This window comes from Kribbella sp. NBC_01505 (assembly GCF_045040285.1).
Classification (GTDB): Bacteria; Actinomycetota; Actinomycetes; order Propionibacteriales; family Kribbellaceae; genus Kribbella.
In genome coordinates, this window is sequence record NZ_CP109425.1 from 464326 (window position 1) to 477259 (window position 12934).

15 protein-coding genes are annotated in these 12934 nt (G+C 68.9%); 7 read left to right on the forward strand and 8 right to left on the reverse strand.

Features of this window, described 5'->3' with window-relative positions:
- Nucleotides 1–3: 3 nt before the first annotated feature.
- The 4 genes from ggt to miaA all read right to left on the reverse strand — a co-directional run bounded on the left by ggt (nucleotide 4) and on the right by miaA (nucleotide 4175).
- A complete protein-coding gene (gene ggt / locus OG474_RS01875) occupies nucleotides 4–1860 on the reverse strand; it encodes a gamma-glutamyltransferase (protein WP_405060408.1) in 1857 nt (618 codons plus the stop codon).
- Nucleotides 1861–1948: 88 nt separating this feature from the next.
- On the reverse strand, nucleotides 1949–2644 hold the full coding sequence (locus OG474_RS01880) for a hypothetical protein (protein WP_405060409.1): 696 nt from the start codon (nucleotides 2642–2644) through the stop codon (nucleotides 1949–1951).
- A 39-nt stretch (nucleotides 2645–2683) separates the two neighbouring features.
- Nucleotides 2684–3202 carry a sigma-70 family RNA polymerase sigma factor gene (locus OG474_RS01885; RefSeq protein WP_391546380.1) on the reverse strand — a complete coding sequence of 173 codons (519 nt, stop codon included), beginning with the start codon at nucleotides 3200–3202 and terminating at the stop codon, nucleotides 2684–2686.
- Nucleotides 3189–4175: a tRNA (adenosine(37)-N6)-dimethylallyltransferase MiaA gene (gene miaA, locus OG474_RS01890; protein WP_405060410.1), complete on the reverse strand. Its 987-nt coding sequence runs from the start codon at nucleotides 4173–4175 to the stop codon at nucleotides 3189–3191. Before miaA ends, OG474_RS01885 begins: the two co-directional genes overlap by 14 nt.
- 170 nt (nucleotides 4176–4345) lie before the next feature.
- Between miaA and OG474_RS01895 the strand changes: the two genes are divergently transcribed.
- From OG474_RS01895 to OG474_RS01905, 3 genes are all read left to right on the forward strand, one after another.
- Nucleotides 4346–4573 carry a hypothetical protein gene (locus OG474_RS01895; RefSeq protein ID WP_405060411.1) on the forward strand — a complete coding sequence of 76 codons (228 nt, stop codon included), beginning with the start codon at nucleotides 4346–4348 and terminating at the stop codon, nucleotides 4571–4573.
- A gap of 107 nt (nucleotides 4574–4680) precedes the next feature.
- Nucleotides 4681–4938: an antitoxin gene (locus OG474_RS01900; protein ID WP_405060412.1), complete on the forward strand. Its 258-nt coding sequence runs from the start codon at nucleotides 4681–4683 to the stop codon at nucleotides 4936–4938.
- A 76-nt stretch (nucleotides 4939–5014) separates the two neighbouring features.
- Nucleotides 5015–5494 carry an NUDIX domain-containing protein gene (locus OG474_RS01905; RefSeq protein ID WP_405060413.1) on the forward strand — a complete coding sequence of 160 codons (480 nt, stop codon included), beginning with the start codon at nucleotides 5015–5017 and terminating at the stop codon, nucleotides 5492–5494.
- On the opposite strand, the gene OG474_RS01910 is transcribed toward OG474_RS01905, so the two are convergent.
- Together OG474_RS01910 and OG474_RS01915 are read right to left on the reverse strand one after the other, a co-directional pair.
- Nucleotides 5477–5950: an NUDIX hydrolase gene (locus OG474_RS01910; RefSeq protein ID WP_405060414.1), complete on the reverse strand. Its 474-nt coding sequence runs from the start codon at nucleotides 5948–5950 to the stop codon at nucleotides 5477–5479. The genes OG474_RS01905 and OG474_RS01910 overlap by 18 nt on opposite strands.
- A 14-nt stretch (nucleotides 5951–5964) precedes the next feature.
- A complete protein-coding gene (locus tag OG474_RS01915; RefSeq protein WP_405060415.1) occupies nucleotides 5965–6384 on the reverse strand; it encodes a DUF6069 family protein in 420 nt (139 codons plus the stop codon).
- A gap of 134 nt (nucleotides 6385–6518) precedes the next feature.
- On the opposite strand from OG474_RS01915, the gene OG474_RS01920 reads away from it, so the two are divergent.
- Both OG474_RS01920 and OG474_RS01925 read left to right on the forward strand, forming a co-directional pair.
- Nucleotides 6519–6968, forward strand: a complete 450-nt coding sequence (locus OG474_RS01920; protein WP_405060416.1) for an NUDIX domain-containing protein — start codon at nucleotides 6519–6521, stop codon at nucleotides 6966–6968.
- A gap of 70 nt (nucleotides 6969–7038) precedes the next feature.
- Nucleotides 7039–8847, forward strand: a complete 1809-nt coding sequence (locus OG474_RS01925; protein ID WP_405060417.1) for a LamG-like jellyroll fold domain-containing protein — start codon at nucleotides 7039–7041, stop codon at nucleotides 8845–8847.
- A gap of 192 nt (nucleotides 8848–9039) precedes the next feature.
- On the opposite strand, the gene OG474_RS01930 is transcribed toward OG474_RS01925, so the two are convergent.
- Nucleotides 9040–9789, reverse strand: a complete 750-nt coding sequence (locus tag OG474_RS01930; RefSeq protein ID WP_405060418.1) for a phosphotransferase — start codon at nucleotides 9787–9789, stop codon at nucleotides 9040–9042.
- A complete protein-coding gene (gene miaB / locus OG474_RS01935; protein WP_405060419.1) occupies nucleotides 9786–11261 on the reverse strand; it encodes a tRNA (N6-isopentenyl adenosine(37)-C2)-methylthiotransferase MiaB in 1476 nt (491 codons plus the stop codon). The genes OG474_RS01930 and miaB overlap by 4 nt, the downstream gene beginning before the upstream one ends.
- A 101-nt stretch (nucleotides 11262–11362) precedes the next feature.
- Between miaB and OG474_RS01940 the strand changes: the two genes are divergently transcribed.
- On the forward strand, nucleotides 11363–11665 hold the full coding sequence (locus tag OG474_RS01940; RefSeq protein WP_405060420.1) for a twin-arginine translocation signal domain-containing protein: 303 nt from the start codon (nucleotides 11363–11365) through the stop codon (nucleotides 11663–11665).
- A complete protein-coding gene (locus OG474_RS01945) occupies nucleotides 11643–12884 on the forward strand; it encodes an amidohydrolase family protein (protein ID WP_405060421.1) in 1242 nt (413 codons plus the stop codon). The genes OG474_RS01940 and OG474_RS01945 overlap by 23 nt, the downstream gene beginning before the upstream one ends.
- Nucleotides 12885–12934 lie beyond the last annotated feature (50 nt).

Consider the following 12934-nt stretch of genomic DNA (forward strand, 5'->3'; position numbering starts at 1 on the left):
GCGTTAGTTCGTCGGCCAGAGTTGGAAGACCGTGCCGGCGGAGCCGCCGCCTCGGCGGGCGGGTTCGGCGGCGGCCAGGTAGCCGCCGTTGGGGAGGAACTCCAGGGCGGCCACGGCGCCGATCTCGGCGGCCGAGGTGAGGGCGTCGCCGGATGGGACGAGCGTGTGCCCGAAGGGCTTGAGGGCGGTGCCGTAGGCGTCGATGAACGGGGGCTCGGCGCTGACGGTGGCGGTGTTGCGTTGCGAGGCGCGCGGTGCGGCTACTGCTTCGGGCAGCGTCATGCCGCGGTCGACGCGGTTCGTCAGGGTCTGCAGGACGGTGGTGATGATCGTCGAGCCACCGGGTGAACCCAGCGCCAGGAACGGCTTGCCGTTGCGCAGCACGATGGTCGGCGACATCGACGAGCGCGGACGCTTGCCCGGCTGGATCCGGTTCGGGTCGGCGGCGTCGTACACGGCGGAGAAGTCGGTGAGCTCGTTGTTCAGCAGGAATCCACGACCCGGGACGATGATGCCGCTGCCACCGGTCTGCTCGATCGTCAGCGTGTAGGAAACCACGTTGCCCCACTTGTCCGCGGCGACCAGGTGCGTGGTGGACAACCCTTCGGTGTCCGGGCCTTCCTTGGTCGCCGTCGTCCCGCCGCAGGCGCCGTACTTGCCGTCCGGCACACCCGGCTTGAGCGGCTTGACCGAGGCCTTGGCCGGGTCGATCAGACAGGAGCGCTCAGCACCGAAGCCGTCCGACAGGAGCTCCTTCGTCGGTACGTCGATGTACGCCGGATCGCCGACGTACGCGCCACGGTCAGCGAACGCGAGCGCCGAAGCCTCGAGGTACGTGTGCAGCGCCTGCGGGGTCTGCATCCGACCTAGGTGCAGCGGCTCGAGGATGTTCAGCGCCTCGCCGACCGTCGTACCGCCGGAGGACGACGGCGCCATCCCGTACACGTCCAGGCCCTCGTACCGGACCTTGGTCGGCGCGCGGTCGATCACCTTGTACTTCGCAAGGTCGGCCGTGGTCAGGTAGCCCGGCATCACCGGCAGGGTCGCGCCCGGCGTCTTCGGCGGGTTCTTGACCGCCGCCTCGATCTCGGCGGCCAGCTTGCCGCTGTAGAAGGCCGGGAGGCCCTTCGCGCCGAGCAACCGGTAGGTGTCGGCCAGCTCCGGGTTCTTGAACACAGTCCCGACCTGCGGCGCGTCACCACCGGGCAGGTACAGCTTCGCGGTCGGCGCGATCGCGGAGAACCGCGCCTTGTTGTCCAGCGTCTGGCTGCGGAACGTCGAGTCGACGACGAAGCCGTGCTGGGCCAGATCGGCGGCCGGCTTCAGGGCCTTGCCCAACGACAGCGTGCCCCACTGGCGCAGCGCCCGGTCCCAGGTCGCCGGCGTCCCCGGAATACCGACCGAGACCCCAGACGTGACCAGCTCCGGGAAGAACCGGTACGGCGCGCCTGTCGCCGGGTCGATGAACGCGTTCGACGGCATCGTGGCCGGTGCGGTCTCGCGGCCGTCGATCGTCATGACCTTGCGCTGCTTGGCGTTGTAGTACACGAAGTAACCACCACCACCGACGCCGGCCGAGTACGGCTCGGTGACACCGAGGGCCGCGGCGGTCGCCACTGCCGCGTCGACCGCGTTGCCCCCACGGCGCAGTACGTCGAGGCCGATCTTCGTGGCGTTCTCGTCGACCGAGGCGACCGCGCCGCCGTACCCGATCGCAGTCGGGTACTTGGTCCGGGCCTGCGCCGAATCGTGGCTCAGCTCCGGCGCGGTGGGCTTCGGTGGACTCGCGGACGCGCCGCTCAGACCGAATCCGGACAGGACGAGCGCACTCGCGGACAGGGACGCGACCAGCTTCTTCATCGGGTCTCCAGGAGCTCAGGCGGCAGGGAACTGCCCCCTGCCTACCCCGAACTCGCCCCGGCCGCCAGTCAAAACGCGCGTTCGAGCGCTACTTCACCGTGCAGGACGCCAGGAAGCGCCGTACTGTCTCGTCCGTCCAGGCCCCGTTCCCGGCCGGAGTCTCGACCAGCAGCCAGGTGTCGGCCAGCTTCACCTGACCGGCCAGCCGACCGTCCAGCGTCCCGATGTGAAGCGTCTTGCCGGCCGTGGTGGTCACCTGAAGCCCTGCCAGCGTCTGAGCGGTGTCCCGGCGCTCCAGCACGACCTTCGCGGCGACCTCCGCCGTCCGCATCTCCGGCTGCGCCAGCACGACGCGGTTCGTCGCGATCGGCTTCTCCGGGGCCCAGCCGACCGGCGCGAGTGTGCAGCCGATCGTGTTCCAGGTCTGCTGGTTGGCCACCAGCTCGACACCGCTGGAGTACGTCGAGATCGTGCCTTCGCTGTCCTTCGCGCTCGGCGCGGTCGATCCGGCCGGAACTCCGCTCGCCGAGACGGAGGCCTCGTTCTCCCCGCCGGCAGCGACCGGTGGATTGCCGTTGCTCCCCCACCACTTCACCTGATTGCCGAACGCGAGCACCGCGGCCGACGCCGCGGCTACACAGAGCACCCCGGTCACCCGGCGGCGCCGCTTGATCCGGCGCAGTGCCCGTCGCCCCCGCGCGACGTCCGCGTCGATATCCGCCGCGGGCAGCCCCTCGGCAGCCTCCTCGGCGAACCCCTCCAGCAACTTCTTGAGCTCGTCCACTACTCCGTCCCTCTCCCGGCCCACTGCTCGCGCGGGATGTCAGCCACTCCCCGTCGCCTGATCCGACTGCTCGTCGGTCATCAGGTCCTTCAAACGCTTGAGAGCCTTGGCGGTCTGGCTCTTCACCGTGCCCTCGGTGCACTCCAGGATCCGTGCGCAGGTCGCGACGTCGAGATCCTGGAAGTAGCGCAGTACCAGGACCGCGCGCTGGCGGGGCGCCAGCTCCAGCAGCGCCCGCCGGACCGCGATCGTGTCCACCGGATCCGTCTCGTCGGCCAGCCTCGGCTCGAGCGTGTCGGCGGTCACCACCTCAGGGTGGCGGCCGGCCCGGCGGCGCTCGTCCAGGAACGCGTTCACCAGAATGCGGTGCGCGTACGGCCCGGCGCCCTCGTGCCGGATCCGGTGCCAGTGCACGTAGACCCGAGTACAGGCGGTCTGGACCAGATCCTCCGCGGTGTGCGAATCCCCCGCGGTCAGCAACAGCGCCGTTCTCATCAGTCGGGTGCGATCCGCGAGTAGGTACTCACGGAACTCCGCCTCACGGTCACCCCCTCGCATCGACAGGCCCCCTGGGTGCGGGGCCGGTTTCTACCCCGACTACGCCGCCGGCCCCGGTTCGGTTGCCTGCAGCCAGCACATCGAGTGCCTTGTCCAGCAAGGCGGAATCGTCGTACGGCAGCCAGGTGATCCGCGGATCCTTGCGGAACCACGAATCCTGCCGCCGCGCGAACCGGCGGGTCGACTGCGCGGTCCGCTCCCGGGCCTCGGTCTCGTCGATCTCGCCGTTCAGCAAGGCGATCACCTGCGAGTACCCGAGGGCGCGGTTCGCCGTCCGGCCTTCGAGCAGACCGTGCTTCAGGAGCTCGCGGACCTCGTCGACGAAACCGGAGTCGAACATCCGGTCCACCCGCCGCCCGATCCGCTCGTCGAGCTCGGGCCGCGGGACGTCGAGACCGATCTGTACGGCGCCCGGGTAGACGTAGCGATGATCCGGAAGTGTCGCGCTGTACGGCGCGCCGGTGATCTCGACGACCTCCAGGGCCCGGACGATCCGGCGGCCGTTGCTGGGCAGGATCTGGTCAGCCGCTTTGGGATCGACGGCTGCCAACTGCTGATGAAGCGCTCCGGACCCGACAGCTTCCAGCTCGGCCTCGAGACGCTCCCGTACGGCGGGGTCGGTGCCGGGGAAGGTGAAGTCGTCGAGGATCGCGCGGACGTAGAGCGCGGACCCTCCGGCCAGGACCGGAACCACCTGACGGGTCGCACAGTCGTCGATCGCGGCCCGCGCCAGCTGCTGGAACTCGGCGACGGTCGCGGTCTCGGTCACGTCGAGAATGTCGAGCAGATGATGCCGTACGCCGCTCTGCTCGGCCGGCGTGATCTTCGCCGTACCGATGTCCATGCCGCGGTAGACCTGCATGGCGTCGGCGTTCACGACCTCGCCGCCCAGGCGTTTGCACAGGGCAACGGACAGGTCGGACTTGCCGGCCGCCGTGGGGCCGACGACCGCGACGAGGAGGGGTTCGGCCATCGCTCCAGTGTGACAGTTTTGCCCTTCGGCCCGCTGCACCGGCCCCGTCCCCCGCCGTACCGGGTCGTCAAGTCTCCACAAAGAGGCCGGGGGCGGCCTTGTGGATGACCCCGTGCGACGGGTAGACACGACGGCAGTTCGCAACATCGGATTACGGGAGGAATGTAGCTGTGACGAATCCGTTCGAGGGAGAGTCCGACGCGGCACGCGACGCGTTGGGCCTGGGGGACGACGAGCTGGACGCTGCCAAGCGCAGCGGCGGTGACGTCGAGCTCAAGCACAGTGGTGGCGACGTGGAGTTCAGCGGTGGCGGTGAAGAGTCCGGCGGCGACGTGGAGTCGGGTGGCGACGTCGAGTCCGGCGGCGGCAGCCAGGACTCCGGCGGCGACGTCGAGTAACACTGTCTGAATTCCTGTCCGACAGCTCGCGGCGGTCCTAGGCGTTCGGGGCCGGTAGGTGCAATCATCTGACCGCTAGCTGTCAGTAAGCAGTTCACTACGCAGGAATGGGAGCCCCTGAGATGGGCATCTTCGACAAGTTCAAGGACAAGGCCGAGGACCTGAAGGACAAGGCCGGCGACCTGGTCGACCAGCATGGCGACAAGGTCGGCGCGGGTCTGGACAAGGCCGGTGACTTCGTCGACGAGAAGACCGGCGGCAAGTACGGCGACAAGATCGACCAGGGTGTCGGCAAGGCCAAGGACGGCCTCGATGGCCTCGACGGCCAGAACGACGACATCCCGGACGCCGACAAGCCCGCCTGAACGCGATCCCGAAGGGCCGCGAGCACCCGCTCGCGGCCCTTTCGCTATGTCACCGCCCCGGTAGGCTGCCTGGCCTATGAGGTCCAGCCGGTTGATGACGTCGCTGTTCCTGGTACGCCGAGATCGGGTGCTGCTGCTGTATCGGCGCGGCTCCCGTGCGATCACCGACTCGTGGGTGGGGATCGGCGGTCACCTCGAGCCTGCGGAGATGGATGATCCGGCGGCTGGGGTTGTTCGTGAGGTGGAAGAGGAGATCGGCGTGGTCGCCGATCAGATCTCGGGGCTGGCGCTGCGCTACGTCGCGTTGCGCGACACCGGCGACGAGCTCCGGCACACGTACTACTTCACGGCTGTGCTGCGGGACGACGTACTGGTTCCTTCGTCGTGTGCCGAAGGCGACTTGAAGTGGTTCGACCTGACGCTGGATCCGGCGGCGTTGGAGATGCCGCCGACGGCGGCTGTCGCGCTTGCCCATTGGTTGACGGTCGGGCGCCACGACGATTCGCTGCGGTTCCTCACCATCGATGCTGGTGGGCAGCTAGTCGGGCCGGGGTGAGAGGTGACCGGCTGCTGCCAGGTGGGTGAAGAGGGCCTGGTTGTAGGGGTTCATGGCGGGTAGGGCTTGTGGAGCGAAGAAGTTGAGGGCGGTGGTTTCTTCGTTGGCTGGGTCCAGGGTGCCGGTCCAGGATTCGGCTCGGTAGGTCAGGGAGATGACTTGGACCTGGTCGCCGTTGGGGTAGGTGATGAAGCAGTCGGGGCCGGAGCGGGCTGAGAGCAGGGTGAGGTCGGCGGCTTGGAGGCCGGTCTCCTCTTGAAGTTCGCGGCGGGCTGCGTCTTCCAGGTGCTCGCCGGGCTCTACTCCACCGCCGGGGATGCACCAGGTGTGGTCGTCCGAGCGTTGTTGCAGGAGGACTCGGCCCTGGTCGTCCCAGACCAGGACACCTACGCCGGCGCCCGTCAGTGGTTCGTGGCCTACCAGGCGCCGCATGCGTTGGATGTACGACTCGGTCATCGCCGCAGGATAGGTCAGCTGAGGCGACGGGCTACTGCGGGGACGATGATCACGGCGGCGATCAGGTGGGTCGTCATCAGGAGGGCCTTGGTGGTGGGGGCGGCGTCCGAGAGCAGGTCGGGGACGAAGGACAGGGCGGTCAGTACGACGGTCGTGCGGAGCCAGGCGGTGCGCGGGCGGGCGGTGAACCGGCGGAGGCCCAGGGCGATCAGCAGGCCGACAGTCGCGAAGATCGCGGTCATGACGGCGAAGCCGACCACTGGGATCGGGGCGCCCGAGACGTTGAGGCTGATGCCGGCGGCCTGACCGGCGCCGGCCACGGCTGCGGTGGCGACAGCTGCGAGGACGCTGGCCACGACGCCGTCACGGAGCAGGCGTCCGACCGACGGGGCGTTGGTCGTGGCGGTGGAGACGGTGGAGAGGGTGGCAGCCATCGTGACCTCCGGGGCAGTGGACCGGCCCGCTGCCGGTCTCTTGCCTATGTGTCGAAGCAGGCCCCCGGGAATTGACACGTGCCCTCAAGGTTTCTCAAAAAAGTTTTGTCGGTGCGGGTGGCTAGGGTCACGGCATGGATCGGTTTCGGGTGGTGCCGGCGGCTTATGTGGTGTTGCGGCGTGGGGACGAGGTGTTGATGATGTTGCGGGCCAACACCGGTTACATGGATGGGCACTGGGCGGTCCCGGCCGGTCACGTCGAGGCTGAGGAGTCCGTGATCGAGGCCGCGGTGCGGGAGGTTCGCGAGGAGGTCGGGGTGGAGATCGACCCGCGCGATCTGGTCCCGCTGACAGCGATGCATCGGACGGGCGGGAACGGCGATCCGATCGACGAGCGGGTGGACTTCTTCTTCACCACGTCGCGCTGGGCGGGCGAACCGGAGTTGATGGAGCCGGGGAAGGCAGCGAGCCTGGAGTGGTTCGCGCTCGACAAGTTGCCCGAGCCGACGGTGCCGCACGAGGCGCGGGTGCTGGCGGGGCTCGACGGTGGGCTTCCCGCGGTGATCGTCCAGGGTTTCGGCTGAGTTCACCGTGACTTCGGTTGCTGCGCTCTAATGTTCGCTGCGGTGTCAGGCAGCGACGTGGAGGCAGCTCATGGATCAGCAGTACGACGGGACGAGCCGGCGCAGGCTCTTGCAGGCAGGAGCGCTCGGGGCGGGAGCCGTGGTGGCGGGCGGCGTGCTGGATGGTGGAGCTGCGGCCGCCACGACCTCGTCGTACGGGGGGCGCGTTGACACCGAGCACCCGCGGTTCACGGTGGCCGTCGTACCGGACACGCAGTATCAGTTCGATCATGATCGAGGCGACCCGGCGCCGCTGACAGCGACCTTCGAGTATCTGGTCGAGCAGCGGTCGGCGGAGAACCTGGTGTTCGTGGCGCACCTCGGCGACGTGGTGGAGAACGCGCAGGCGTCGGAGTTCGCGCAGGCGGATCCGGTGTTCAAGGTGCTGGACCGCGCGCGGATGCCGTACTCGGTGCTGGCCGGCAACCACGACATCGACGGTTCCAAGGACGACAGTCGCGGCGACACGCCGTACCTGCGGACGTTCGGGCCGCAGCGGTTCCGGCGGATGACGACGTACGGCGGGTCAACGGCGAACGGGTACAACTCGTACCACGTGTTCCGCGCGGCCGGGCGGCAGTGGTTGCTGCTGGCAATGGACTGGCGGCCGTCGGACGCAAGCTTCGCATGGGCGCGGGCTGTCATCGCGGCGCATCCGAAGCTGCCGGTGATCCTGACCACGCACGAGCTCGTGTACGCCGACGGCGGGGTGGCCGAGCTGAGCGACCACGGGAACCGGGTCTGGGACCAGCTGGTGAAGGAGAACGACCAGATCTTCCTCACGCTGAACGGGCACTTCTGGCCGTCCGGCCGGCTCACGCGGCAGAACGCGGCCGGGCATGACGTGCACCTGCACCTGGCCAACTACCAGGACCGGTACTACGGCGGGTCCGGGATGGTTCGGCTGTACCACTTCGACCTGGCCCGGAACACGATCGACGTCGAGACGATCGCCCCGTGGATCCTCGGGCAGGATCCGGCTCGGCGCAACGAGCTTGCCGAGGGCGAGATCGAGCTGACCGACGACGTCAATCGGTTCAGTGTTCCGGTCGACTTCGCGGCGCGGTTCGCGGGGTTCGCACCGGTGGCCGTGCGGCCCGCGCGGCCGGCGAAGCAGTTGGTGATTCCGGGGACGGCGGCGTACTGGCGGTTCGATGGGCCGGTCGGCGGTCAGGTGCTCGACCAGTCGGGGCAGGGGAACCATCTGACCCGCGTGCAGCTCGGCGGCGATGCACCAAGCGCTTCAGGTGAATTCCACCCCGAGCAGCCTGGGCATGCGAGCTGGCTGTTCCCGGGTGGGAAGAATCCGGCGCGCGGTGGGTATTTGAAGACGGCGGACAACGCGCCGCTCAACAAGGCGACCTTCCGTGGCGGGTACACGATCGAGGCGTTCGTGAAGCTGGCCGACGATGGGCAGGACCATTCGTGGGAAGGCCTGATCTCGCGGCTCGGCACTGGGCGGGACGCGGGCAAGACGGGGAGCGATCCGGACGAGCCGGTGGTGAAGCTCGGGTTCTCCGGTGGACGGCAGGTGCAGTGGGCGGTGTACCCGTTGGACCAGAACGACACGTTCACCAACTGGGGTCACGAGCAGGTGGCCGGGCGGTGGTTCCATCTCGCGATCGTCAACGACGGACGGCACAGCACCGTGTACGTCGACTCGTCGGAGCTGCTGCGCAATCCGGCCACGGCGTCGAACGGGCTGGCGACGGCGGGGAAGGCGTGGCTCGTTGGTGCTGGGCACTACGCGAATGAGGTCGACCAAGGATTCGCGGGGCACATCGGTGAGGTGCGGATCGTGAGCCGCGCGCTGAAGCCGTCGCAATTCCTGAATGCTTGACGGTAAGGACACGTAGTGGTGCTCGCTGCGGCTGTGGTTCAGCCGTGGCGGGCGCTTCGGACCGTGCACGGCCCAGGCCGAGTCGACAGTCGGGGGCTTGAACAGGAACTGGTGGGGGTGGACAGGTCATAACTTGTTCAAGCCCACCCTGCGGTGTCGACGCCCCCGACGGCTGGCGACTAGTACGTGTCGCTACCGACGGAGATGGCCGCGGATGAGGGCTTCTTGCGCGGGGAGGAGTGCCTTCTCGGCGGGGGTCAGGGTGATGTTGTTGCCGCGGGCATCTAATGCGGCGGCGAGGCCGGGACTGGGGTCGATCGAGTTGGCCAGGTAGGCGGCCAGGGCTTCGCGGAGGAGTGGGGACAGATCGGCCCAGGCGGGGTCAAGGGCGACCTGGGCGAAGATGACCGCGGTCATCGCGATGTCGAACTCGGCGGTGCCTTCTTCGGCGTTGCGCCAGTCGATCACGATCGGGCCGGCGGCGGTGGCGATCACGTTCTCGGGGTGCAGGTCGCCGTGGACGACGACGAGGCCCGGCGTACCGCTCGGTGCGGGGATCGCGTGCAGGCGACGATGCAGGTCGGCGTGCAGCTCCCCCAGCCGCACCGCGTCGAGGTCACCCGCGACGGCGGCCTCGGCGAGGGTCGGTCCGGTGAGGCGCTCGATCACCATGTCGGCGCCGTCGACCTCCCGTACGGCGGGCACCGGGTAACCGAACTTCGCCACATGCCGCATGAAGTCGGCCTCGTCCCGCACCGGATACCCGTTCCGGTACCGCCGCAACACCCACCGCTCATCCAGCGCATAGACCTCCGCGTCCCGTCCCGCCGCGAACGGCTCAGCGCCCTCCGGGAGCAACTTCCCCGCCCCCGCCAAGTCGGTGCAGGAGGCGGCCGGGCCTGGCGCCGCCTTGCCAGGCACCTCCGCGTCGGGTGGGGTCACGCGATCGAGCAGCCGCCGACGGCCGGCTCCAGGGGCTTGGCGCCCAGGGTGGGCATGCCGAGCATGACGCCGGGGGCCGATGACGGCGGGGCGTCCTGGAGGCGTTCCCAGGCGTCGCCGGCTCGGGAGCGGCGGATCGAGCCGAAGGTGTCGGCTACCAGGTGGTGGGGAGCCGCGTAGGTGATCTCGACGGTGGCGAGGTCGCCGGGGCGGGGGGCTTCGATGCCTTCGGGGAGGGCGAAGTGGACCAGGCGGTTGTCGCGGGCGCGGCCGCTGAGGCGGTGGGTGGCGGCGTCCTTGCGGCCTTCGCCTTCGGCGACGAGCACCTCAAGGGAGCGGCCTACGGTCAGCTTGTTCTCGGCCCAGGCCATGTCGTCCTGCAGGGCGACCAGACGCTCGTAGCGCTCCTGGACGACCGCGCGCGGGACCTGGTCCTCCATCGACTCCGCCGGGGTTCCGGGGCGCTTGGAGTACTGGAAGGTGAACGCGCCGGCGAAGCGGGCCTGGCGGACGACGTCGAGCGTGCCCTCGAAGTCCTCCTCGGTCTCACCGGGGAAGCCGACGATGATGTCGGTGGTGATCGCCGCGTCCGGCATCGCGGCGCGCACGTCCTCGATGATCTTGAGGTAGCGGTCCCGCCGGTACGAACGGCGCATCGCCTTCAGCACCCGGTCCGAACCGGACTGCAGCGGCATGTGCAGCGAGGGCATCACGTTCGGCGTCTCGGCCATCGCCTCGATCACGTCGGCGGTGAAGTCGCGTGGGTGCGGCGAGGTGAAGCGGACCCGCTCCAGCCCGTCGATCTCCCCGCACGCGCGGAGCAGCTTCGAGAACGCGTACCGGTCGCCGAACTCGACGCCGTACGAGTTGACGTTCTGGCCGAGCAGCGTCACCTCGAGCACGCCCTCGGCGACCAGCGCCTCGACCTCGGCGAGCACGTCACCCGGGCGGCGGTCCTTCTCACGGCCGCGCAGCGCCGGGACGATGCAGAACGTGCAGGTGTTGTTGCAGCCGACGCTGACCGAGACCCAGGCCGAGTACGCCGATTCGCGCCGCGTCGGCAGGGTGGACGGGAACACGTCGAGCGACTCGAGGATCTCGACCTGCGACTCCTCGGCGATCCGGGCCCGCTCCAGCAGCACCGGCAGCGAGCCGATGTTGTGGGTCCCGAACACGACGTCGACCCAGGGCGCCTTCTTGGTGATGGTCGCCTTGTCCTTCTGCGCCAGGCAGCCGCCGACCGCGATCTGCATCCCGGGCCGCTTCGCCTTCACCGGCGCCAGGTGGCCGAGGTTGCCGTAGAGCTTGTTGTCGGCGTTCTCCCGGACCGCGCACGTGTTGAAGACCACGACATCGGCCTGGTCGCCCTCGGGCGCGCGCTGGTAGCCGGCGTCCTCCATCAGGCCGCGCAGCCGCTCGGAGTCGTGGACATTCATCTGGCACCCGTAGGTGCGGACCTCGTAAGTACGCATAACAGTCACCAAGAGTACGGCGCGAAGTAGACAAATCCCTACCGGGGACCGACGGGGCTGCACCCCTGACGACGAGCGCGGCGCAGACAATAGTGATGGGCATGAACAGTTCTCGTCGTCAGTTCCTCGCCCGTACCGCCGCCGGAGCCGCTGTCATCGCCGGCGGATCGTTCACCACCGCAGGCCCGGCGCTCGGCTCACCACGCGCCCTGACCGCGCTGACCGGCGCCACCGTGATCGACGTCGTGACCGGTCAGCGCCGAAACCACCAGACCGTGCTGATCGCCGGTGACCGGATCGTCGGGGTCGGCCGATTGCCGGTCCCCCGCGGTGCGACGGTCATCGACGCGTCCGGCAAGTACGTCGTACCGGCTCGCGGACATGCATGTCCACAGCCTCGGTGACGAGCACGTCTCTCCCCCGCTCTACCTGGCCAACGGGCTGACCACCGTCCGTGAGATGGCCGCGACGAACCCGATCGTCTACGACTGGCGGGACCGGATCGACGCCGGCACGTTGCTCGGTCCGCGGATGGTCGTGGCCAGTCAGATCATCGACGGCGACCCGACTCTCTGGGACCCGAACCTCCTGCACGTCCTGACCGTCGACACCGCCGCCGAGGCACGCGCCGCCGTCCGCCAGGTCAAGGCCGAGGGCGCCGACTTCGTCAAGGTCTACTCGCGGCTGAACCGGGCGGCGTACTTCGCGATCATCGACGAGGCCCACAAACTCGGTCTGACCGTGCACGGCCACGGGCCGGACGAGATCACCACCAAGGACGTCAGCAACGCCGGCCAGCGCAGCATCGAGCACATCCACTCGCTCGGCCTGTCCGTCTCGACGCGCGAGGCCGACGTACGGCGGATGATCAGCGAGATCAAGGTGCGGGCCGGCGACTACAACGCGTGGTTCCGCCAGATGCACCCGATCGAGTGGATCGCCGCGAACACCTACAGCAAGACCCGCGCCGCCGACGTCTTCGGCACGCTGCGCCGCAACAACACCCGCGTGACCCCGACGCTCACCATGCACAACGTGCTCGACCAGATCGACTACACCCGCCTCGACCCGAACCTGGCCAAGTACCTCGGCCCCGACGCGATCGGCACCTACGACTACGTCATCGAGAACCTGTACGGCGCCAACCGGACTGCCGAGGAGATCTCGCACCAGCGCGAGATGTGGGTCTGGCACCAGCAGTTCGTCAAAGAACTGTTCGCCCACGACGTCCCGATCCTGGCCGGCACCGACACCGGAACGCCGTACAGCGTCCCCGGCTTCGCCTTGCACGACGAACTCGAACACCTCGTCGCCGCCGGCGCCACTCCACGCCAGGCCCTGTACGCCGCCACCGCCGAACCTGCTCGGTTCCTCGGACTCGCGCGCGACCTGGGCACCGTCGAAGCCGGCAAGATCGCGGACCTCGTCGTACTGGACGCCGATCCGTTGACCGACATCCGCAACACCCGGAGGATCCACACGGTCATCACACGCGGACGGGTGATCGGTCCGGCCGCGCGGGCGAAGATGCTGGCAGATGTGGAGGCCGCCGTACAGGGCCCGGCGTCGGCGTCAGCACTTCCTGCGGGTGGTTGTTGCGGCACGGCAGGTTCCGGACACTGACGCGCAGCATCATGCTCAGCGTGAGCGGGCCGTCACGATACGCGCCGGTT